This window comes from Chitinophaga sp., assembly GCF_017745275.1.
Taxonomy (GTDB): Bacteria; Bacteroidota; Bacteroidia; order Chitinophagales; family Chitinophagaceae; genus Chitinophaga.
In genome coordinates this window covers 831,742-851,953 of record NZ_JAGHZS010000007.1, presented here as the reverse complement: position 1 = coordinate 851,953, position 20,212 = coordinate 831,742, and the positions used below count along the sequence as shown (strand labels likewise).

Genomic DNA, 20,212 nt, shown 5'->3' with positions numbered 1-20,212 from the left:
TACTAAATTAGTAGATTATTCATATCTTACTGTTAAATCAAGTGTTTTGGATAGTCGTCATACACAATCGCTCATTAATCTCCTGCGCCAGACCCATCATGCAGAGTGGGAGGCAACCCCCTCCGCGCAGGACGCCATCGCCTGGTTGAATGACCTGGTGAGTTTCCTGTTTCCAGGTAATCATCTTCCCAAACAAACCTCTTATAAGGGCATTCTAAAAAAGAACCAGATAGACCTGGAGAATATCCTGCTTAGTTACCTCGACCCACAGGAAGTACCTATAGAAGATATTGCAAACGCCTTTTATAACTCGCTGGGAACCATTTATCAGCACCTGCGGCATGATGCTACAAAAATTCATGAATATGATCCCGCAGCTACCAGCGTGAATGAAGTCATTGTATCTTATCCCGGCTTTTATGCCATCACAGTATACCGCATTGCCCACCGGCTTACGCAATTACAGGTACCAGTACTGCCCCGTATCATCAGCGAGTTTGCGCATGGTAAAACGGGAATCGATATTCATCCCAATGCACAAATTGATGTGCCCTTTATTATTGATCATGGCACCGGGATTGTTATCGGGGCCACCAGTATTATTGGTGCCAACGTGGTGATTTACCAGGGTGTAACCCTGGGAGCATTGCAGGTAACGAAGGAACTATCTGAAGTAAAAAGACATCCTACAGTAGAAGACGATGTAGTTATTTACGCCCGCAGTACCATCCTTGGGGGGAATACTACCATTGGAAAAGGCAGTATTATAGGCGGCAGCGTGTTTATCACCAAAAGTGTTCCGCCGTTTTCCCAGGTGTTTAATACCCACCAGGTGAGAATTACCACTAAAACGGTTAGTTAGTACTTCACACAAATACCCGGACAATTCACTGAAATATAGCTATCTTATGCCCATTGAGGACCAACACGGCATAAGCATGAGAATTTTATTGGCTGGCCTTTTATCTGCCAGTTGTTTTATGACAAACCGCCTGTTTGCGCAGGACACGCTACAACAGTTACCGGAGGTAGTTATTCAATCTTATATATCAAAAACGCCCCTGCAGCGTGTACCCACTGCCGTGAGTGTGCTTTCTCCGGCTGATATGCAGTTGCAGCAGGGCACCTCGCTGTTGCCGGCTTTTAACACGGTGCCGGGCATACGTATGGAAGAGCGGTCGCCGGGTAGTTATCGTTTATCCATCAGAGGTAGTTTGCTGCGTTCGCCTTTTGGTATCCGTAATATTAAAATTTATGCTGATGATATTCCGCTCACCGATGCGGGTGGAAATACTTACCTGAACCTCATCGATCCGGATGCGGTCAGTGGGGCAGAGATATTGAAAGGGCCCGATGGCAGCCTGTTTGGCGCCAACTCCGGGGGCGTGGTTCGCCTGAACTTGTCGCCGTTGCCCGGCGATACCCAGCACCTGCAGGTACAGTTGCAGGGAGGCAGCTATGGCCTGTTTCATGGCAGCATTGGCTGGCAGCAACAATGGAAAAACTACCAGTTACAGGTGTTTCAGGGATATCAGCGGGCAGACGGTTACCGTCAGAATACTGCTATGAAAAGATCGTATACCCAAACGGCTCAACGCTGGGAATACAGACCGGGTTACGCGTTGAAATTGCTGGCCTTTTATTCGGACCTGTCGTATCGTACACCCGGTGGCTTAACTCTCGCCCAAAGTGAGGCAAATCCACGGGCCGCCCGTCCGGCAACAGCCGCGTTGCCCGGCGCCATCGCCCAACAGGCGGGGATTTACAACCGTACGGTCCAGGGCGGATTGGCACATGAGGCACAATTTAACTCCCGGTTGCAACACGTGCTATCTGTATTTGGTGCCAATACCCATTTTGAAAATCCTTTCATTACCAACTATGAAGCAAGGGATGAAAATACAGTGGGGTTTCGTACTTACCTGCAATGGGTGAATGATCCGGAGCCGTCGCACCTTATACAGTGGAAATGGCTGAACGGTGCAGAATGGCAGCAAACCAGCACCGACGTGATTAATTATGGTAACCGGGGCGGAAAAAGAGATACCGTGATGGCGGCGGATAAACTCACTGCACATCAATATTTTTTCTTTAGCCGCTTTCATGCTACCCTGCGGCAGTTTACCCTGGAAGCCGCCGCCAGCTTAAATTACTATGGCTATAGCTATAACAGCCAGGGGCACACGAATATTCATTTTACGCCGCAACTGATGCCGCGTTTGTCGATGTCATATGCGTTTACACCGCTGGTCACCGGGCGTATCACCGTGAGCCGGGGCTATTCGCCGCCAGCCACTGCCGAAGTGCGTGCATCCGATAACGTTATTAATACCGCGTTGCAACCGGAAACCGGCTGGAACTATGAAGCCGGGGTACGCGCTGCCACCCGTCGTCATAGGGCCATGGTGGATGCGGCCTTCTTTTATTACCGGATGCAAAATGCCATCGTCAAGCGGCAGAATACACGGGGCGAGGATTATTTCGTAAATGCCGGCGGCGTTCATCAGAAAGGTATAGAGTTGCAGGGAACGTGGTGGCTCCTGTTGCCGCGCCATTCTGGTGTACTACAGGGTATCAGATGGGAGGAAGGTTATACTTTCAGCGATTTTAAATTCAAAGATTATATCAGTGGTATAAAAAACTATTCGGGCAACCGTCTCACGGGGGTACCACAACACGTGCTTGTAAGCAGTGTGCTATGGCAATTCCCGGCAGGCATCTCCCTATATACCCAACATACTTTTACCAGCCGTATTCCACTGGATGACGCCAACAGCACTTTTGCCCGCAGCTATCACCTGTTACAGGCAAATGTGAACTGGAAGCTGCCGTTACATACGCGTTATGCGGTATACCTGCGCGCGGGGGCGGACAACCTGCTGGATGTAAAATACAGCCTGGGCAGCGATCTGAATGCAGTAGGGAACCGTTTTTATAACCCGGCTCCAGGCAGAAATTATTTCGGCGGTATCCGCGTTGTACTGTAACCGTTATACAGGCATGTTGGGGAAAGAATGTACCGTAGTGGGCATTGTGGTCCTCAGCACTGGTATTAAAAATACGCCCTGTGATCCGCATTATTTATCGTGTTAAAAACAAAATCCCTTTCCTGGCGGGCGCCAACATATTCCCCAGCATCGTTAACAAAAGCGGCATAGAATTGTAATTAGTGTGTAAGCATTTTACATACCGATGAGTTCTACCAACGAAAAACAGGATAAGCCGGTTATCACCGCTAAAATTGATGGTTTTTTTATCACCTTCTATGATATAGCTGTCTTTATAGCCCGTTTCTTCCGGGAGGCATTCCGCCCGCCGGTAGAGTGGGGCGAATTTGTACGGCAATGTTACCAGGTGGGATATAAATCGCTTGCACTGGTAACGGTCACCGGTTTTATTACCGGTGTGGTGTTTACAGAACAATCCCGCCCCACCTTATCAGAATTTGGGGTGACCGCCTGGCTGCCGTCACTGGTAGCAATTGCCGTAGTAAGGGCGCTGGCACCGCTGATTGCCGCACTGATCTGCGCGGGTAAGGTAGGTTCCAGTATTGGCGCCGAACTGGGCTCCATGAAAGTTACGGAGCAAATAGATGCTATGGAGGTATCTGCCATTAACCCGTTCCGTTACCTGATCGTTACCCGGGTAACGGCAATGACCATATGTTTACCCTTGCTGATGTTCTACAACGCGCTGATTGGTTGCATGGGTTCTTATTTCGATGTACATGCGCATGAACAAACCAGTCTCATTGCTTTTTTCGATAATGCCTTTGCACAAATTACTTTCCTGGATTATACCACGGCACTCACCAAAGCGATCCTGTACGGGTTTACCATTGGCATTGTGAGCTGCTACCAGGGCTGGAATGCTACCCAGGGCACTATGGGCGTGGGTAAGGCGGCCAATGTGTCCGTAATTGTATCCATGTTCCTGATTTTTATTGAAGAAGTGATTATTGTTCACGTATTTAATTCCATCCGGTAGCATATGAAAGAAAACGGACACTATATCGATAAGAATGAAACAGTGATCAAAATCCGTGATCTGTATAAGTCGTTCGGCGATAAACATGTATTACAGGGTATCGACCTCGATGTATTTAAAGGAGAAAACGTGGTGGTATTGGGTCGCTCCGGCACCGGTAAATCCGTATTAATCAAGATTATCATCGGGTTGCTGAAGCCGGATGCAGGCACTGTAAATGTATTGGGGGAAGAAGTAGACCAGCTCAGGGATGCCGATCTGCGGGCATTGCGACTGAAAGTAGGCTTCTCTTTTCAAAGCAGCGCCCTGTATGATAGTATGACTGTAGGTGAAAACCTGGCGTTTCCGTTGAAACGGAATAACCGCAGCCTGACCCGGGACCAGATCCGCAAAACAATAGATGTGGTACTGGATGCCATCGGGTTACCGGATACTATTAACCAATACCCGTCTGAGTTATCCGGCGGACAAAAGAAACGGATCGGGATTGGCCGCACGCTGATTCTGCGCCCGGAAATTATGCTGTACGATGAACCTACTGCCGGACTGGATCCTATAACCTGCATGGAGCTGAATAAGCTGATTAATGCAGTGAAGGAGCGCTTCAACACCAGTTCCATCATCATCACACATGATCTTACCTGCGCCAAAGAAGTGGGCGACCGGGTAGCAGTGATGGACGAAGGCCGGTTTGTACGGCAGGGTACTTTTGATGAAGTTTTTACGGAGAAGGAAGGACTGATAAAAAGTTTTTACGACTATAACTTTATACAATAAGCTATGGAAGCAGGAAAAAAACGCGCAGTGATTGTAGGCATCTTTGTAGTACTGGGGTTGGCGATTTTTGTAACGGCCGTAATGATGCTGGGCAAGCAACAGAAATTGTTCAATAAATCAGTGCAGGTAAATGCTGTATTCAAAGATGTGAATGGATTGGCGGTAGGCCGGAATATCCTGTATTCCGGTGTGAAAATAGGTACTGTAAAGAAAATCAGTTTTGTGCGGACCAATGAAATCCTGGTGCTGATGAATATCGATCAGAGTGCACAGGAATTTATACATAAAGATGTGGTAGCCCGTATCAGTTCTGAGGGACTGATGGGAAATAAAATAGTGATGTTATCCGGCGGTACGCCCAACATGCCGCGGATAGAAGACGGGGACCGGCTTACGGTAGGGAGTGGATTAAGTACAGAAGAAATTATGAATACGCTGCAGGTAAATAATAAAAGCCTGGTAGAAATCACGGACAACCTCAAAGTCATTACCAAAGGGATGGTAGATGGAAAAGGTACGCTGGGCAAACTACTGACAGACGACTCGGTGTATAAAAACCTGAATGCTTCCATGGCGGGGCTGAATAATGCCGTGGCCAATACCCGCCGGCTTACCAGTGCTTTATCTGCCTATGCGTCTAAACTGCAAACCAAGGGAGTGCTTTCCAATGAGCTGGTAACGGACACTATGGTGTTCTCGAAATTGCGTTCAGCGGTAACACAGATGAACGAGGTAACGGGTAATGCCAACAAAGCTGTACTGGATTTACAGGCAGCGAGTGCGGGAGTGAAAGAGGGAATGTCCAACAGCGATGCGCCCATAGGTATGTTGCTACAGGACACATTGCTGGCGGATGCTTTTAAAGCGACGATTTACAACCTGGAAACCAGCACTGAAAAGCTGGATACCAATATGCTGGCTATCAGGAATAATTTTCTTTTCCGCGGCTATTTCAGGAAGCAGGCGAAGCGGGAAAGGAAGGCGCAGAAGGCCAAAGAAAAAGCAGCGCGGCAGGCGCAAAAATAGGTGCTATTGTTTGGCGCGCCAGTGTTGCATTTCTTCTTCAATAAAATGTTTAACAAGATCACTATACATTTTTTCGATGGCATCGGGGTTTAGCCCGGCTTCGGTGGCCCATTCTCTTCGCTGTTGTAACATGGCTTTGAACCGCTCCGGCGCCTGTACAGCGGTGGCGCTGGTTTTAAAGGCGGCTGCGGCTTTTACATAGGCAAAACGTTTCCCCAGCAACTGTACTACTTCCTGATCGATCGCATCGATTTCGGTGCGAATGTCCTGCATGTTTTCGCAGGCTTCCGGTGATTTCATATTAATGTCCTTTTGCTGAAAGCGCTTTAATGGGAGTGAGGTCTACTTTGCGGAACTCTACTTCGGAGCCTTCTGCCTGCAAGGCAATCTGGCCTTTATGTGCAGTGGCCTGGGTGCCATAGTTAACGAGGTCGCCGTTTACCCATACTTTGATGGCATTGCCTACGCATTCTATGATCATGGTATTCCATTCGCCCAATGGTTTTTCGGAGCCATCGGTGAGGTTGATGATGCGGCGTTTTTTGCCATCCACGGAGCCCCATTCACTTTTAGGACCGCGGCGTTTTTCCATATCAGGTACGGTGATATCTTCCCCGATGCACCAGAAGTCGCCGGCGTCCTGGTGTTGCATCTGTACTTCAATAGATTTAGGGAACATACCGTACAGTACCCGTGGTGTAGAGGCAAATACCAGTACCCCGCAGTTGCCCGGTTTTCCCGGGAAGCGGTATTGTACTTCGAGGCGGAAATTTTCGTAGCTGGCATCTGTGATGATGTGTCCCTGCGGACTGGCCAGGCTCACGAACACACCATTCCGCACCAGGAACGGGCTTTTTACGTTCGGGTCTTTATCCATCGCTGGTACGTCGATATGCCAGCCACTCAGGTCTTTGAAGTTGAATAAGCTGCGCGTTTGTGCGTTGACGTTGGCAGCACCGCATAGCATCGCAGCGGCGACGCAGGTGGTGAAAATAAGTTTTTTCATAAAGGAATCTTATCGGGATTTGGGGCCCAATATAGTATAGAATTACGAATTACGAATTATGAATTACGGGAATCGTTTATGGTTCGATGCCGTCTTTGAACCCGATGGCGGCATGTGAGCCGTCGCAGAACGGTTTGTTGGCGGAGGCGCCGCATCTGCATAAGGTAACGCGGTTGCGTATTTCGTAAGGAACGCCTTCAGCATCTGTAACTTCAATACCGCCTTGCAGCCACAAGGGACCACTGATATTTTTGGCAGGGTCTTCTATGATACCGATAGCGGGTGTTAGTTCGGGTTCTACGGGCGTTTGTGTGGCCCTATCCCAGGCAACGAGGCGGCCGGAGGGACATTCGCCTGCCTGTTTAATAAACTGTGCTTTGACGGCAGCATGATTGGTATCGTTGATCATATTCCATACCTGTCCGTTGGGATCGCAGAAGCGGGCAAAGGCGCAGAGGTGTTGTACGTCGGTGAGCAGCATGGTGGGGCCTTCCAGCACTTCGGCATCATCTATATAATTGGTATGCCCGGCGGTTTCGGTGCCATCGAATTTTATTTTCCGGTGGGTATTATCGCAGAAAGGTTTGTTCCCGGAGTGGCCGCAGCGGCAAAGGTAAAAGGGGTGTCCCGCAGGCTGAAAAGCTTTGCCGGGAACCCATTTCAGCGATTCCTTGTGCACATTGGTGCCAATGGTTTCGATGCGTATAGGTACGGTGCCGGTTACTTCGTAGGGGCCGTCAGTGGTTACTTTTACCTGGATACCTGGTGCTGCTTTCATAGTGACTTTTGGTAAGTAAACAACAGGTAGCAGAAAAGGTTGAGAGAGCTCTCAGCCAATAGCAAAATGCAGCGAAGACCACATTACATGATCTCCGCTGCATTTACTAAAAGCTAATGGCTAAAAGCTAACTGCTATTGCAGCACCAGCTCAACCACCGGAATCTCCATGGCTGGCTTTTTCTCGGGGAGCGACAACGCGAGGTTATCGCCATCGGCGGTAAACTTCACTTCAGAGTTATCGTGCAGGAGCTGGGCATATTTTACTTTGCCTTTGTATCCTGGCAATACTACTTTGCTGTTGTATTCCAGCAGGTGAACATACAATCTTTTGGTAGTGGGATTGTAGGTAAGCATGGAATTTTGTGGTACCGCAAATGAGGTGGGTGCATAGGTGCAGCCATAAATAGATTCGCTGTTGCCTTTCATCCAGTCGCCGATGTTACCGAGGGCATTTTGCGCGCGGGCATCAAACACGCCGCGGGCAGTAGGGCCTACGTTGAGGATCAGGTTACCACCTCTGCTCACGGAGCCGATCAGCAGTTGCAGCAGTTCGTGGGTGCTTTTCCACGAGTTTTCATCGCGGTAGTAACCCCAGGAGCCGGAGAAGGTTTGGCAGGTTTCCCATGTTTTGCCACGGAATTGTTCCAGCTCTTCTACCTTCACCTGTTCAGGGGTAAGGAAGTCGGCGCCATCTTCATATTCTTCCAGGTTCAGGCGGTTGTCTACGATGATGCCGGGTTGTAGTTTGCGGATCATTTTCAGCAGGTCAACGGCCGCCCAGTCGTCTTTACCTTTACCGTTTTTGCCGGCATAGGAGAAGTCGAGCCACAGGATATCGATTTTACCGTAGTGGGTGAGCAGTTCTTTGATCTGGTCGCGCATATACTGACGGTATTTGCTCATATCCCTGCCGGCATTCAGGCGGGCATAGGCGCTGTCGGAGTTATCAGCCGGGCGTTGCGGATGTACATAGTCGATGGTGAAATCCGGATGATGCCAGTCGATCAGCGAGTAGTAGAAGCCCACTTTAATACCTTCGGCGCGGAAGGCGTCTACAAATTCCTTTACCAGGTCGCGTTTGGCGAGGGTATTGGTGGCCTTGTAATCTGTATATTTCGAATCAAATAAGCAGAAGCCTTCGTGGTGTTTGGTGGTGAGTACAGCGTACTTCATACCAGCGGCTTTGGCTTGTTTGGCCCAGGCTTTCGGATCGAACTGGGTAGGATTGAACAGGTCGAAATAATTCTGGTATTGTTCGTTGGTGAGCCGTTCGTTATGTTTTACCCATTCATGCCTGGCGGGCATGGCATACAGGCCCCAGTGGATGAACATACCGAAGCGGTCATGTGTCCACCAGGCCATGCGTTGTTCTTTTTGAGCAGCGGTTTCAGTGCCTATGTGTTTTAATTCCTGTGCCTGAACAGAGAAGAAGGGTGTGGCCATCAGCGCCGCCATCAGCAGTTGTTTCTTTAGCATTGGTCGTTATTTGTCTTTAATTAATAGTACTTTGTTTACACGGAGCGTTTGTTCTGCCGGGGATTTTAATGTGCCCGTGAATCCTACGGTAACCGTGGTGGCAGCGGTCAGGCTGAATCCGGCAGATGCATATTTATGGTTATTGTTAGAGAGTTTTGCGGACCCCAGTGCAGTATTCATTTGTTCCACGTCAGGTAATTGATTACCTGCAGCTACTACCAGGTAAGTGTTTTCAAGGGTATTATCGATATTGGAAATATCGGCCTCGAAGCGGTAGTCGCCGGGTTGCAGGGTAAAGGTCTGGTATATTTTACCATTGGTGATGGTGCCATTATCCCAGATCCAGAGCGTAAGCATACCGGGGCCATTGATTTCATCGTAGGTACCGTTTCTGCCGGCTTCACTGTTATATTGCCAGCCCTGTAGTTGTCCGAAGCGCCCGGAAGGCATGTTTGCAGGGTCTCTTAGGAAGGGAGCGCCGGGATTTACGATATACTTCGCCGTTAAGTCTTCTTTTACGCCGGCGATAACGAATGGCGTATAGAAGGTATCGATCGACTTAGGATCAGGTTTGTACAGTGTGCGGTAGCGAAAGTTGCTGCCGGAAAGGTAGTTATCCAGTTTGGTGACCTGTACTTCTGCTTCGGCGTGAATAATGGTATCGTGCAGCACCTGGTCGCTGGTGCTGTATTGCAACTGCATGGCAATGATACCACCGGTGGTGTCAATGTTTACCCAGGGTATTACGGCGCGTCCGTCTTTCATTTCCACATTACCGAAGGCCCTGTTGAGTAAGGCATCTTCATATAAAGGACCATATACGAAACCATTTGCTTCCGTTCTTACAGAGATGTTACCATCTTTATCGAAGTTATATACTTCAAAACTGTAAGCTCTTTCTTCCAGGTTTGTTATCACGAAACGAATAGTGTCTACGCCGGCGCTTCGTTTAATATCTATGGTGGCGGAATCTCTCCGGTTGTTCCAATAGATTTTTGACCGGCTTACTTTCGGGTCGGCGATGAGCAGCCAGGATAGTTCTACCCGGTTGCGTCCCGTGTGTACCTCCAGGGAATCTGCCTTGCCGGTGTATAATATCTCTCCGTTCTTAATAAATTTTTTATAGTCGTCCTGTTTACGGCAAGCGGAGAGTACCAGCAAACAGCCTATGATATAGCTTAATGTGCGCATAAAATTTTTTTAGGTAGATGATCATCATTTGTCGTTACCCCAGAATTTCATTTCCTGGATATTAGCTGCATATCCTCCATCGGTCCAGGTACGCAGAATTTTAATGCGTATATACCTTACCCGTGGGGCGTCCAGTGGCACCGTCATTTGTTCACCGGCGATGCTGGCGTCAATATCATCCTGTGTTTTTTGTCCTACTGGTAATCCGGAAGGTTTGATAACGGTATGTTCTACTAACCGGGTCCAGCTATCCCAGCTGCCATCGGAGGCGGGATTGGTGGAGCCCCATATTTCAAATTTGCGTACATTATTTTGCAGGTAAATCCATTCATTAGGACGCTGCCAGAGTGCAATGCGACTGAGCTGCGCGGTAACGCCCAGGTCGAAAGTGATAGACATCGGGAAGCCATCCAGTTTATCAGCGGAGTGCCACATGGTGCCGTTCCATAAACCGGAGATAGGGTAACCCCAGCCAAAGTCGGTATCTCCAGGTAATTTTACTTCCCGGAAAGTAGATTTGTCAAGTAGTTTTTCAAAGATGGGTACAATCTCCTGTATAATAGTATCTGACTGATTACCCCAGTGGTCTCTTACGAAGAAGGCGAACTTTCTTTTCTCCGCTGCGAATCCTCTCACGGAATAATTACCGCCTTCGAGTTTGGTGTAATGTACATCGGCAGGGGCCAATGCACCGGTTGAATCAGCGGCGAGTGTAACAATGGCCAGATCTGCCTTGCTACTGTTAGTGAATGCGATATTGATGCCTCCAAAATCTTCTTTAACGATTAGTGAACGCCGTACGGTCATCATAGGAGGCGACAACGGTTTTACGGTGGTGACTACCGGATCAGAGGCAATCTCATTGCGGCTTACCACGTATAGAGAAATATCATGGGCAAGTGAATCACCAAAGCCATCTACAACGAGGTAATTATTATAGTAAGATGATCTTATTTCACGTGGTGTCCCTGATTTGATCGTATATACGGCTTTTACGTAAAGGATATCCTTATTATCGGGCAAGCTGTAGCTGATCTTTGCTGAACCGGCCATATTGGTGACGTTCAGGTTTTTGAGGACATCCGGTTTATTGCCGGTGGTATTGATGGGATCATGTGTTTCCTTCTGACAGGCGGCTACCAGCAGGACCATGGAGGCTATGAGTAAGGTGAAAAAATTATATGGTTTCATGTTGTCGGTATTTAAGTAAATAGAAAATGTTACCATCCAAAGTTTTGCACCAGCTTAGGATTATTCAGCAGGTCCCAGTTATCGAGGGGCCAGAAATAATTGCGGGTCTGGAATGTTTGACGGAACAATGTTCTGACGCGGTAATAGAAAGCGGGATCAGACTGGTCTACATCCCATCCGGTAACCGGTTTGTTTAATTCATCCATACTTTTTTTCCAGCGGCGCAGGTCCCAGAAGCGTGAGCCTTCGAAAGCCAGTTCTATGAGTCTTTCCTGGTGGATGATTTGTCGTAATCCTTCTTTGGTCTGGAATTTTCCGGGTTGTTTGGAATAGTTGGTCCAGGCAGTTTTTACACCGGGTAATCCGGCCCGCTCCCTTACTTTATCAATATATTTAAAGGCTTCTGCATCGGGTCCATTTAGTTCGTTAACAGCTTCTGCGTATAGTAAGTAAAGGTCTGAGAGGCGCATTTCCGGCCAACTGTATTGTTTAATATACAACCCTTGTCCTTCCAGGATTTCATTTTTCCAGTTGATCATTTTTTTACAGAAATAACCGGTTACGTTATTGTCGTAAATATTCTTCCTGGTTTGCCATTGGCCGGCTTTCGATTCTATATGAAACGTTTTTTTCTGCATGGCCCACATGGCGCCATCAAATGCGAGGTCAGCATAGAAGCGTGGTTCGCGGTTGAAGTGCAGGGATGCAGTGGTGTAGCCTTCGCTAATAAGTTCTCCTTCTGCTTTGGTAGCTGTTCTTAGCTTGTTGCGGTTGGCATAATCCCAGGTATTGTCTTCATTGATAGGTACGCCTTTATCGGTATAAAACAGTTCAGCCATTTTCATAGTAGGAGCAACGCTGCCTACCACTGATTCGTTGCCGATGCGTGCGGGGTCCAGTCGCGGCATCATTTGCCGTTGCAGGTCATAGTTCATGGAGTTGGGATTATCCCAGATAATTTCCGGGTTCCATTCTTCACAAACGGCGTTGCGGAGCGACATTTGCCGGGTCATGGTATCAGAGAGGGTGACACCCAGTTCATTGAAAGTATATAACAGCATGCCCATATTCTCGCATTCGGTGATGGCGGCTTTACAGGCATCGGCGGCTATTTTCCATTTGTTGGGATCATAGGTAGGGTTGAACAGGGCACTACCATCGTAATTTTTAAAGCCGGTGTAATCCTGGTTGCCATTGAACAGTGGGCTGGCGGCATAGGTGAGGATACGTGCTTTGATGGCAAGCGCAATGGGTTTGGTGATACGTCCCAGTTCTGTGGATCTGTCGGCGATGATTTCGGGTAAATTGATGGCAGCCGTGTCCAGCAAACGGGAAATATAATTGAATACGGTGTCTACGTGCTGGCGTGGCACCTGCGTTTGTTCAATAGGGCTGGCAATAGGCAGATTATGATCTACGATAGGCATGGGTCCATACTGGCGAAGCAGTACCCAATGGTAATAGGCTTTGAGGAACTTTACTTCAGCAATCCAGCGGTCTTTTTCAGGTTGACGCATATCTACCACTTTATGAATATTGTCGAGGAAGATGTTGCAATCACGAAGCCCCATGAAGTAATAGCTCCAGGTGGACATATAGATCACGTTGGCGCTCAGGAAGCCCTGGGCAATTTGCCACGGCGCTTCACTGGTGCTGTAAGGACGTACCATCCAGAATTCGTCACCAGCCAGCAGGGCGGGGTTGGAGCCGAAGTCGGCGGACCTGGGAAGATAGGAGTAGCAGGTAAAAAGATATTTTTCTGCTTCTGCGCGCATGGTAAATGCGTTGTCGATAGTGGCCACATTGTCTGGCACCACATCCAGGAATTTTTTACAGGCAGTTAGCTGTATGAATAGTACACATAATAATATACGCACCGCTTTTTGGCGGAAGGAGCGGGTATATATGGTTGAATTGATAAGTTTCATTTTTGCGCAATTAAACGATGAATCAAAGTCCCAGGTTAATGCCCAGGTTTACTACACGTTGCACAGGATATCCAAGGCCGTTGCCACCCATTTCAGGATCCCAGGTTTTAAATTTGCTCAGTACAAACAGGTTGGAGGCGTTGGCATAAATGCGCGCGGTACTGATGTGTACACGTTCCAGCAAATGTTTAGGGAACGTGTATCCCATCTCCAGTGATTTCAACCGCAGGAAGTTACCACTACGCATCCACCAGGTAGAAGTCTGAACGTTATTTGCCACGAAATAATCGCTGAGACGTGGCCAGAAAGCATAGAGGTTCCTGTTGCTTTCACTCCAGTGATCATCTGCAATAGCCTGTAACAGCCCATGTTGGCCGCCGCCATTCAATACAAACGGGGAGGTGCTATAGGAATCTATCCAGAATGAAGACCTGGCAGAGCCCTGGAAGAAGAAGCTAAGGTCTACCTGTTTGTAGCCAAAAGAAAATCCGAATCCATACGTAATTTCCGGTGTGGTGGGTAATCCTATGGGCACCATGTCGGCGCTGTTGATCTGACCATCTCCGTTTACATCATGGTATTTTATATCACCACCCATTACCACCTGTCCCCAGTTCTGATAAGCGGAGTTAGCAACTTCCTGGTCATCTACAAACAAACGTTCTGCGATATAGCCATAGTTCTGGGAAAGTGATTGTCCAACATGTGAGCGGTAAGCTTCGGGATAGGTCGGTTCTTCGTTGACCAGCAGTTTGCTGGTAGCGTAAGTGAAGTTACCACGGAATTGAACGAATGCATTGTTGCTAAAACTCTTCGTATAGTCCATGGCGATATCCACGCCTTTACCGGAAGCTTCACCTACGTTCGCCTGGGTTGCCGCACTCAATCCCATGGTGCTGGGGATGGTGCTACGGGTCATCAGGATATTTTTACGGTGTTCCTGGTAAACGTCCAGTTGCACATTCAGGGCATTGAACAAACCTAACTCAAGACCGAGGTTGGTTTTATAGGATTTTTCCCAGGTAATTTCGCGGTTTTCATAACGGCTTACGGAAATGCCATTGCGGGTGTATTCTCCTCTTTCTCCGAAGTTGCCGCCTTTGCTGCCGTCATTCATATTTACTTCAGAGAGGTAGAAGAAGCGATCGTTGTCATTGCCGATCTGGTCATTACCTACGATGCCGTAAGTGGCCCTGAGCTTCAGTTTGTCGACATGGTGTTTCAAGGGCTCAAAGAATTTTTCTTCCTGCACATTCCATGCGATACCTGCGGAAGGGAAAAATCCGAAGCGGTGATTGCTGGCAAATCTTTCGGAGCCATTGTAGCCGAAGTTAAATTCTGCCAGGTAGCGGTTATCGTAGCCATAAGTGAACCTTCCGGAAACGCCCTGGTTACGGTGGGGCAGCGACGACTGCAGTGAGCCGGCATTTGCGGTGAGGTAGTTACGGAATAAGCCGATGAGCATACCGGAAACGCTGTGTACTTTATTAAACTCCTGGTTATAGTTCACCGCGGTTTCCATGTAAGTGGTTGTCATCATAAACTTGCCGCCTGGATTATAACTGAGGTACTCTGTACCGTTGGTGTTGAGCGACGTCAGCTGAGGTGTTTTATCGTACATACCATATTTCATCGTATAGAAATAGGGGCTGTATTGGCGGCTTAGATCAAAATAAGAGTAACGCTCTGTGTAAGCCATCATCCTGGCGCTCAATCCCGGCAGCAGAAATTTAAAATCCTGTTTTAATTCTGCCTGTACCAGCAGCGTGGAGGTATTGTACTGCGAGTAGCCAGAAACGGAGTTGGCATAAGGATTATTATAGAGGTTGCCGCCACCGCCAGGCAGGCTGGGGAATCCGGGTTTTACGGCATTACCAAACAATGGATGTTTCAATTCCGGTGCGTAACTGGCCGGATATACGGCAGGGAACATGACCGGGTTAGCCCAGATGGTTTGCGAAAACAGGGAACCGCCGCCGCCCACAGGACCATTGTAATCGTCGAACTGGCCGTAGGTACGTACAATGGCGGTGGTAGTAGGAGTCAGGTTTATATTAACGTTGGAACGGAGCGAGTAATTTTTTAGTTTGATGTTGGAGTTAAAGTTGTTTTTCTTATCTATGTTCAATATACCGTTGTCTACATTATAAGTACCTGCAACATAGAACTGGGCTACTTTTCCTCCGCCTTTCAGGTTAAAGTTGGTGCGTTGGTTGTTCGTGTAGTCTTTGATGAGCAGCTTTATCCAATTGTTGTTGGGATATAGCAGTGGGTCATCGCCGGCTGCCGTATGATCTATTTTGCTTTGTGAATACTGGACATCCCGTAGCGGGTTCCGCGTGAGTACCGCTTCGTTGGCCAGGTTCATATAAGTGATGTTGTCTGCAAATTTAAAGTTGCGGGTATTGCTGGACAGCGAATTTTCAAAGCGTACATTGAAAGCTGTTTTTGCTTCCACGCCTGATTTGGTAGTGACCAATACCACGCCGTTAGCGCCCCTGGCGCCGTACAGGGAGGAGGCGGTAGCATCTTTCAAAATAGAAAAACCAGCAATATCATCCGGTTGTAAACGGGCCAGGTCATTGGTGCTGGATTCCATACCATCAATCAGGATCAGCGGATCTACTTTACCGGTACCAAAAGTGGTAATGCCCCTGATGAAAAAGCTGGCATTGTCTCTTCCCGGTTCACCACTGCGTTGGTAGGAGATCACGCCTGCCAGCCGGCCGGCGAGCATGGTGGTAAGGTTGCTGGTAGGGCCTTTCAGTTCTTTAGGGTTGATGCTGGTCACTGCGCTCACCATACTGGCTTTCTTTTGTGTACCATAGGCAACCACCACTACTTCACCTACATCTGATACCTTGGGCTGCATCACTATTTTCAGCAGCTTATCATTTTTTACCGCTACCGTTTGTGGCTGCATACCCACCATGGTAAAGAGGAGGCTATCGCCGAAGTTGGCTTCAATGGTGAAAATTCCGAGGTCGTCTGTGAGTGCGTTGGCGTGGCGGGTTTTGTTGACAACGGTAACACCTACTACGGGGTTGCCGTTGCTCTCCGTTACCTGGCCTTTTATTTTAACGCGGACTACCGCCGGGGTTGTGGCCGCGGGTGCAACGGGCTTCTTTTTGATGATAATTGTTTTTTTAACGATGGCATACTCCAGGGGCTGATCCCTGAAGATGTCTTCCAGTACGCGTTCGAGAGGAGCGCCATCCATGGAGCAATTAACGGGCTGGGCATGTTCCATAACCTGCAGGTCGAACACGAATACATAGCCGGTTTGTTGCCGGATAGATTTGAATACCTCTGTTAGCGGCGCTGCTTTAACGTGGAGGGTAACTGCCTGCGCGTAGCCGTTGGCGTTAGCCTGCAATACTACTGTGAGTAGCAATACAAATAGGAATTTCATACGGCGAATTAGTTTTTGGTTTGATAGCACCCGCCGTTTTAGCGGACGGGGTGTAAGTAAAAAATGCATCATGAATGTTTGATAAGGTGAATGGATGCCGGGAGGTGAAGCCATAGCAATGGCAGGACGCACTTGTCGTCTGTTTAGTTCACATGCCCGGATGTAGTTCCAAATACTAAGCTAGCGTTGACTTTGGTTGAATATCATAACGATCGATTGTAGGTGTTTTTTTTAGGGGCCGACAGTTACGGTGTTGCCGGCGATGTTAAAATGTATGGATCCAGTTAATTCTAATTGTTGCAGTATTTCAGGTAATCCTTCCTGCCGGGAAAAAGAAGCGGCAAATGCTCTATCGGTGACTGATCCTTCGTAGACCACCTGGATATCGTACCAGCGTGCCAGTTCCCGCATAATTGCCTGGATGTTGCCATTGAATTCAAACCGGCCTTCTTTCCAGGCGATGGCATTGTTTACATCGGCATTGCTGATGCTGATCCCGGCATGTTCCCTGTTTACGAGCGCCTGTTGTCCTGGCAGCAGGCGTTTTACCGAGGTTCCGCTTAAAATGTTTACGGCGCCTTCCAACAGGGAAGTACAGATATTATTTTCTTCTTCGTAGGCCATCACATTAAAGTGGGTACCGAGTACAGCGATTTTCATTGTGTTGGTTTTTACAATAAATGGTTGGTTGGCTTGTGCAGCTATTTCAAAATAAACTTCCCCTTGTATGGTTACTTCGCGGGTACTGTCTGTAAAAGCAGTGGGGAAACGAATGGATGAAGCGGCGTTAAGCCAGGCTTTCGTGCCATCAGGCAGGATCACCTGGTAGGTACCGCCTTTGTTGGTATAAATGGTGTTGACAGTGGGATGGATGGAATGAGTACTGTTATAGGAAAGCAGGTTGCCTTGCCTGTTTATGGATACGCCTGTTTGTACTGCCAGGGTGCTGGTATCGTCTTTTTCCAGGTCAATCACAGAGTTATCTCCCAATACCAGCCTGGCATGTTGATTTTTTGCGGGTGCCGGGTGGCTGCTGGCCATAGGCATATGATCTGCACTGCTTTTGTTATACAGTTTATAGCCGGCAATACTTATCGCTCCGAGGATACCGGCCGCTATAGCAGCCCGCTTCCAGACCGGCATTACCCGCGCCCGTGTTACAGTGGGTTGGGTTTGCATGATTTGTTGCAGCATGTTAGCGGCAACATCATCGGGCATGGTACCCAGGTCATCATCTCCTAACAGGAGGTTGTCCAGCAGTTGCTTGAGTTCTTCATCATGTTCTGCCTGTTCTACCAGGAGCATGAACTCCTGTTGTTCTTCCGGTGTACATTGTCCGGAAGCATAGCGACTGAACAAGTATCTGAAACGGGATACTGTCATGTATAGCGATTTAAATCAACGTGGCTAATAAAGGAGACTATAAAAAAAGAAGGATGGGTTAGTGCCGTCCAAAAAAAATTCGATTTAGCAAAAAAGACACAGTAAAACGAGGAAGGTATTGAGGTCCATACGTGCCAGGCAGAAGGCGCGGATAGAGCGCATCGCGTTAGCCAGGTGGACTTTGATCGTTTCCGGGGATAATTGGAGGCGGTCCGCAATTTCATTTCTCTTCAGGCCTTCTTCTTTACTTAATTTATATATCAGTTCCTGTTGCGGGGGTAATTGCGCGATGGCATTCCGCAGAATCTGTTCATATTCTTTCTGAATAATGGCAGCTTCCCGGATATTATGCACCATGGTGGCAGATAGTTCTGATTCCATCATTTGCTCGCGGGCCAGTAATTTAAGAGAGGTGAAAATATGATTGCGGGTAACCGTAAAAAGGTATGCTTTAAAATGACTGATTTCATGCAGCTCCTGCCGCTTCAGCCACATCTTCAGGAAAACATCCTGTACGGTGTCTTCTGCCTGTGAGGAGGTCCCCAGCAAACGAAAGGCAATAGCGTATATACGATGGCGATAGTGGTGGAACACGGCTGCAAAGGCATCATCATTGCCTGCTGCCAGACTTAATAATAACTCCCTTTCATTATAGGTATTGATTTCCATACGTGGTTACAGCAAAAGCAAATTACTATATTATCAAATTGCTTGTTAGCCTTAAATTCTCCGGGAGTAATAGTATTTTAGCTTTTAGCAGTTAGCGTTTAGCGTTTAGCAAATGCAGCGAAGATCGACAAAACACCCTCTCCCCTGCATTTGCTAAAAGCTAACCGCTAAAAGCTTAATTTAGCAATTTAATCCGGACCCAAAAGAGAATCAGGCATTATGGAAATAGTTAATGAAGCAACCTACCAGGCAGCTGCCAAGGTAGCCGGAACAATAGAAGCCCATTTCAGGAAGCATCTTTGTTTGGCGAAAGAAAATGGAGAAGATGACCTGGCCGTGGTACCTGCTGCGAAGCAGGTAGAGAAGATGATTGACGTAGCTTTCTGGTCCAGCTTACGTAAGGAAGAAGGCAATCCCATTCGTATATCCCTGGCATTTTTACCTCCGTCACAGGCTGGCAAGCCGCTGCTGTTTGAGCGGCCGTTGCTGTTAACGCCGCAGTTGCTGACCAAGCTGGGACCTGGCGTTGAACGTCCGGGTATACACGTAGGCGTATGGGCCGAAGGAGAGGAGCTATATGTATGGGGCACCACTATAAAATTACCGAATCTTTGTTTTGTGCTGGACGTATCCGAGCCAGGACTGCTGGTAGTGAAACACCGCCGTGCTGCAGGTTTGGGGAAATTTACCAACGTAGCCGTATTGCGTGGCGACCAGATAAAGGTAGTGAATGAAGACAGTGGCCTGCTGCCTGATAGCCCGGATATCCTGAAATCCCTGCTGGGACTTACGCCTTCCTGTTTATGGAATAATGGTGTGAATGTATTGATACAAATTGCCGTATCCATGCGCGCGCATAAGCGTGGTGGCATCCTGCTGGTGACGCCTTCCGACAGTGACGCGTGGCGGGAATCTATTATACACCCGCTGCAATATCCTATCAGCCCGGCATTTTCGGGTGTAGCTGATCTATTGCGGTATGATGGTAAAAGCGTAACAGAAATTTTCTGGCAGAATGCACTGCGCAGGGAAGTAGAAAATATCACCGGTCTAACGGCGGTAGATGGCGCTACCATTGTAAATGACCAACAGGAGCTGCTGGCATTTGGGGCTAAAATCACCCGCGCCCGGGACGCGGCGCCGGTAGACAAAGTATTGCTGGCAGAGCCCATAGAAGGAGGTGTACCTACCTTGATTCATCCTTCTGCCATTGGTGGTACACGGCATCTCTCTGCTGCACAGTTTGTGCATGATCAGCGCGATTCGCATGCACTGGTGGCTTCACAGGATGGCTACTTTACCGTGTTTTCCTGGTCAGCACAGCAACAACTGGTACAGGCGCACCGGATCGATATCCTGCTGATCTAAGCGGTTTTATTATACTGA

The 20,212-nt window shown here is 48.2% G+C and carries 16 protein-coding genes; 6 read left to right on the top strand and 10 right to left on the bottom strand.

All coding sequences use genetic code 11. The features are described 5' to 3' along the window. The first annotated feature begins 46 nt into the window (after nucleotides 1–46). From J7623_RS23030 to J7623_RS23010, 5 genes are all read left to right on the top strand, one after another. Nucleotides 47–862: a serine acetyltransferase gene (locus tag J7623_RS23030; RefSeq protein WP_291924815.1), complete on the top strand. Its 816-nt coding sequence runs from the start codon at nucleotides 47–49 to the stop codon at nucleotides 860–862. A gap of 76 nt (nucleotides 863–938) precedes the next feature. Next, entirely contained in the window at nucleotides 939–2,987 is a 2,049-nt protein-coding gene (locus J7623_RS23025; RefSeq protein ID WP_291924813.1) for a TonB-dependent receptor, read from the top strand. 205 nt (nucleotides 2,988–3,192) lie between these two features. Beyond that, nucleotides 3,193–3,987: an ABC transporter permease gene (locus J7623_RS23020; protein ID WP_291924811.1), complete on the top strand. Its 795-nt coding sequence runs from the start codon at nucleotides 3,193–3,195 to the stop codon at nucleotides 3,985–3,987. A 3-nt stretch (nucleotides 3,988–3,990) separates the two neighbouring features. Then, entirely contained in the window at nucleotides 3,991–4,764 is a 774-nt protein-coding gene (locus J7623_RS23015; protein ID WP_291924809.1) for an ATP-binding cassette domain-containing protein, read from the top strand. A gap of 3 nt (nucleotides 4,765–4,767) precedes the next feature. Continuing rightward, nucleotides 4,768–5,790 carry an MlaD family protein gene (locus tag J7623_RS23010; protein WP_291924807.1) on the top strand — a complete coding sequence of 341 codons (1,023 nt, stop codon included), beginning with the start codon at nucleotides 4,768–4,770 and terminating at the stop codon, nucleotides 5,788–5,790. 3 nt (nucleotides 5,791–5,793) lie between these two features. Here J7623_RS23010 and J7623_RS23005 read toward each other — a convergent pair whose 3' ends face one another. The 10 genes from J7623_RS23005 to J7623_RS22960 all read right to left on the bottom strand — a co-directional run bounded on the left by J7623_RS23005 (nucleotide 5,794) and on the right by J7623_RS22960 (nucleotide 18,826). After that, complete coding sequence (locus J7623_RS23005) at nucleotides 5,794–6,090, bottom strand: isochorismate lyase (protein ID WP_291924805.1); 297 nt, start codon at nucleotides 6,088–6,090, stop codon at nucleotides 5,794–5,796. A 1-nt stretch (nucleotide 6,091) separates the two neighbouring features. Beyond that, a complete protein-coding gene (locus J7623_RS23000; protein ID WP_291924803.1) occupies nucleotides 6,092–6,796 on the bottom strand; it encodes a DUF1080 domain-containing protein in 705 nt (234 codons plus the stop codon). Nucleotides 6,797–6,872: 76 nt separating this feature from the next. Next, nucleotides 6,873–7,574, bottom strand: a complete 702-nt coding sequence (locus tag J7623_RS22995) for a CDGSH iron-sulfur domain-containing protein (protein WP_291924801.1) — start codon at nucleotides 7,572–7,574, stop codon at nucleotides 6,873–6,875. Nucleotides 7,575–7,708: 134 nt separating this feature from the next. Then, nucleotides 7,709–9,052, bottom strand: a complete 1,344-nt coding sequence (locus J7623_RS22990; RefSeq protein ID WP_291924799.1) for an alpha-L-fucosidase — start codon at nucleotides 9,050–9,052, stop codon at nucleotides 7,709–7,711. 6 nt (nucleotides 9,053–9,058) lie between these two features. Further along, on the bottom strand, nucleotides 9,059–10,243 hold the full coding sequence (locus tag J7623_RS22985) for a DUF4998 domain-containing protein (protein ID WP_291924797.1): 1,185 nt from the start codon (nucleotides 10,241–10,243) through the stop codon (nucleotides 9,059–9,061). Nucleotides 10,244–10,267: 24 nt separating this feature from the next. Further along, entirely contained in the window at nucleotides 10,268–11,434 is a 1,167-nt protein-coding gene (locus J7623_RS22980) for a DUF5000 domain-containing lipoprotein (protein WP_291924795.1), read from the bottom strand. A 29-nt stretch (nucleotides 11,435–11,463) separates the two neighbouring features. Beyond that, entirely contained in the window at nucleotides 11,464–13,362 is a 1,899-nt protein-coding gene (locus tag J7623_RS22975; RefSeq protein ID WP_291924793.1) for a RagB/SusD family nutrient uptake outer membrane protein, read from the bottom strand. Nucleotides 13,363–13,384: 22 nt separating this feature from the next. After that, a complete protein-coding gene (locus J7623_RS22970) occupies nucleotides 13,385–16,774 on the bottom strand; it encodes a TonB-dependent receptor (protein ID WP_291924791.1) in 3,390 nt (1,129 codons plus the stop codon). A 231-nt stretch (nucleotides 16,775–17,005) separates the two neighbouring features. Further along, entirely contained in the window at nucleotides 17,006–18,157 is a 1,152-nt protein-coding gene (locus J7623_RS22965; RefSeq protein WP_291924790.1) for a FecR family protein, read from the bottom strand. An 84-nt stretch (nucleotides 18,158–18,241) separates the two neighbouring features. Continuing rightward, entirely contained in the window at nucleotides 18,242–18,826 is a 585-nt protein-coding gene (locus J7623_RS22960) for an RNA polymerase sigma factor (protein WP_291924788.1), read from the bottom strand. A gap of 219 nt (nucleotides 18,827–19,045) precedes the next feature. On the opposite strand from J7623_RS22960, the gene J7623_RS22955 reads away from it, so the two are divergent. Continuing rightward, on the top strand, nucleotides 19,046–20,194 hold the full coding sequence (locus J7623_RS22955; protein ID WP_291924786.1) for a putative sensor domain DACNV-containing protein: 1,149 nt from the start codon (nucleotides 19,046–19,048) through the stop codon (nucleotides 20,192–20,194). Nucleotides 20,195–20,212 lie beyond the last annotated feature (18 nt).

What these genes read in the sequence shown, in the direction of transcription:
- J7623_RS23025 (WP_291924813.1), top strand. Translation starts at nt 939, where the DNA reads ATGAGAATTTTATTGGCTGGCCTTTTATCTGCCAGTTGTTTTATGACA.
- J7623_RS23020 (WP_291924811.1), top strand. Translation starts at nt 3,193, where the DNA reads ATGAGTTCTACCAACGAAAAACAGGATAAGCCGGTTATCACCGCTAAA.
- J7623_RS23015 (WP_291924809.1), top strand. Translation starts at nt 3,991, where the DNA reads ATGAAAGAAAACGGACACTATATCGATAAGAATGAAACAGTGATCAAA.
- J7623_RS23010 (WP_291924807.1), top strand. Translation starts at nt 4,768, where the DNA reads ATGGAAGCAGGAAAAAAACGCGCAGTGATTGTAGGCATCTTTGTAGTA.
- J7623_RS23005 (WP_291924805.1), bottom strand. Translation starts at nt 6,090, where the DNA reads ATGAAATCACCGGAAGCCTGCGAAAACATGCAGGACATTCGCACCGAA.
- J7623_RS23000 (WP_291924803.1), bottom strand. Translation starts at nt 6,796, where the DNA reads ATGAAAAAACTTATTTTCACCACCTGCGTCGCCGCTGCGATGCTATGC.
- J7623_RS22995 (WP_291924801.1), bottom strand. Translation starts at nt 7,574, where the DNA reads ATGAAAGCAGCACCAGGTATCCAGGTAAAAGTAACCACTGACGGCCCC.
- J7623_RS22990 (WP_291924799.1), bottom strand. Translation starts at nt 9,052, where the DNA reads ATGCTAAAGAAACAACTGCTGATGGCGGCGCTGATGGCCACACCCTTC.
- J7623_RS22985 (WP_291924797.1), bottom strand. Translation starts at nt 10,243, where the DNA reads ATGCGCACATTAAGCTATATCATAGGCTGTTTGCTGGTACTCTCCGCT.
- J7623_RS22980 (WP_291924795.1), bottom strand. Translation starts at nt 11,434, where the DNA reads ATGAAACCATATAATTTTTTCACCTTACTCATAGCCTCCATGGTCCTG.
- J7623_RS22975 (WP_291924793.1), bottom strand. Translation starts at nt 13,362, where the DNA reads ATGAAACTTATCAATTCAACCATATATACCCGCTCCTTCCGCCAAAAA.
- J7623_RS22970 (WP_291924791.1), bottom strand. Translation starts at nt 16,774, where the DNA reads ATGAAATTCCTATTTGTATTGCTACTCACAGTAGTATTGCAGGCTAAC.
- J7623_RS22965 (WP_291924790.1), bottom strand. Translation starts at nt 18,157, where the DNA reads ATGACAGTATCCCGTTTCAGATACTTGTTCAGTCGCTATGCTTCCGGA.
- J7623_RS22960 (WP_291924788.1), bottom strand. Translation starts at nt 18,826, where the DNA reads ATGGAAATCAATACCTATAATGAAAGGGAGTTATTATTAAGTCTGGCA.
- J7623_RS22955 (WP_291924786.1), top strand. Translation starts at nt 19,046, where the DNA reads ATGGAAATAGTTAATGAAGCAACCTACCAGGCAGCTGCCAAGGTAGCC.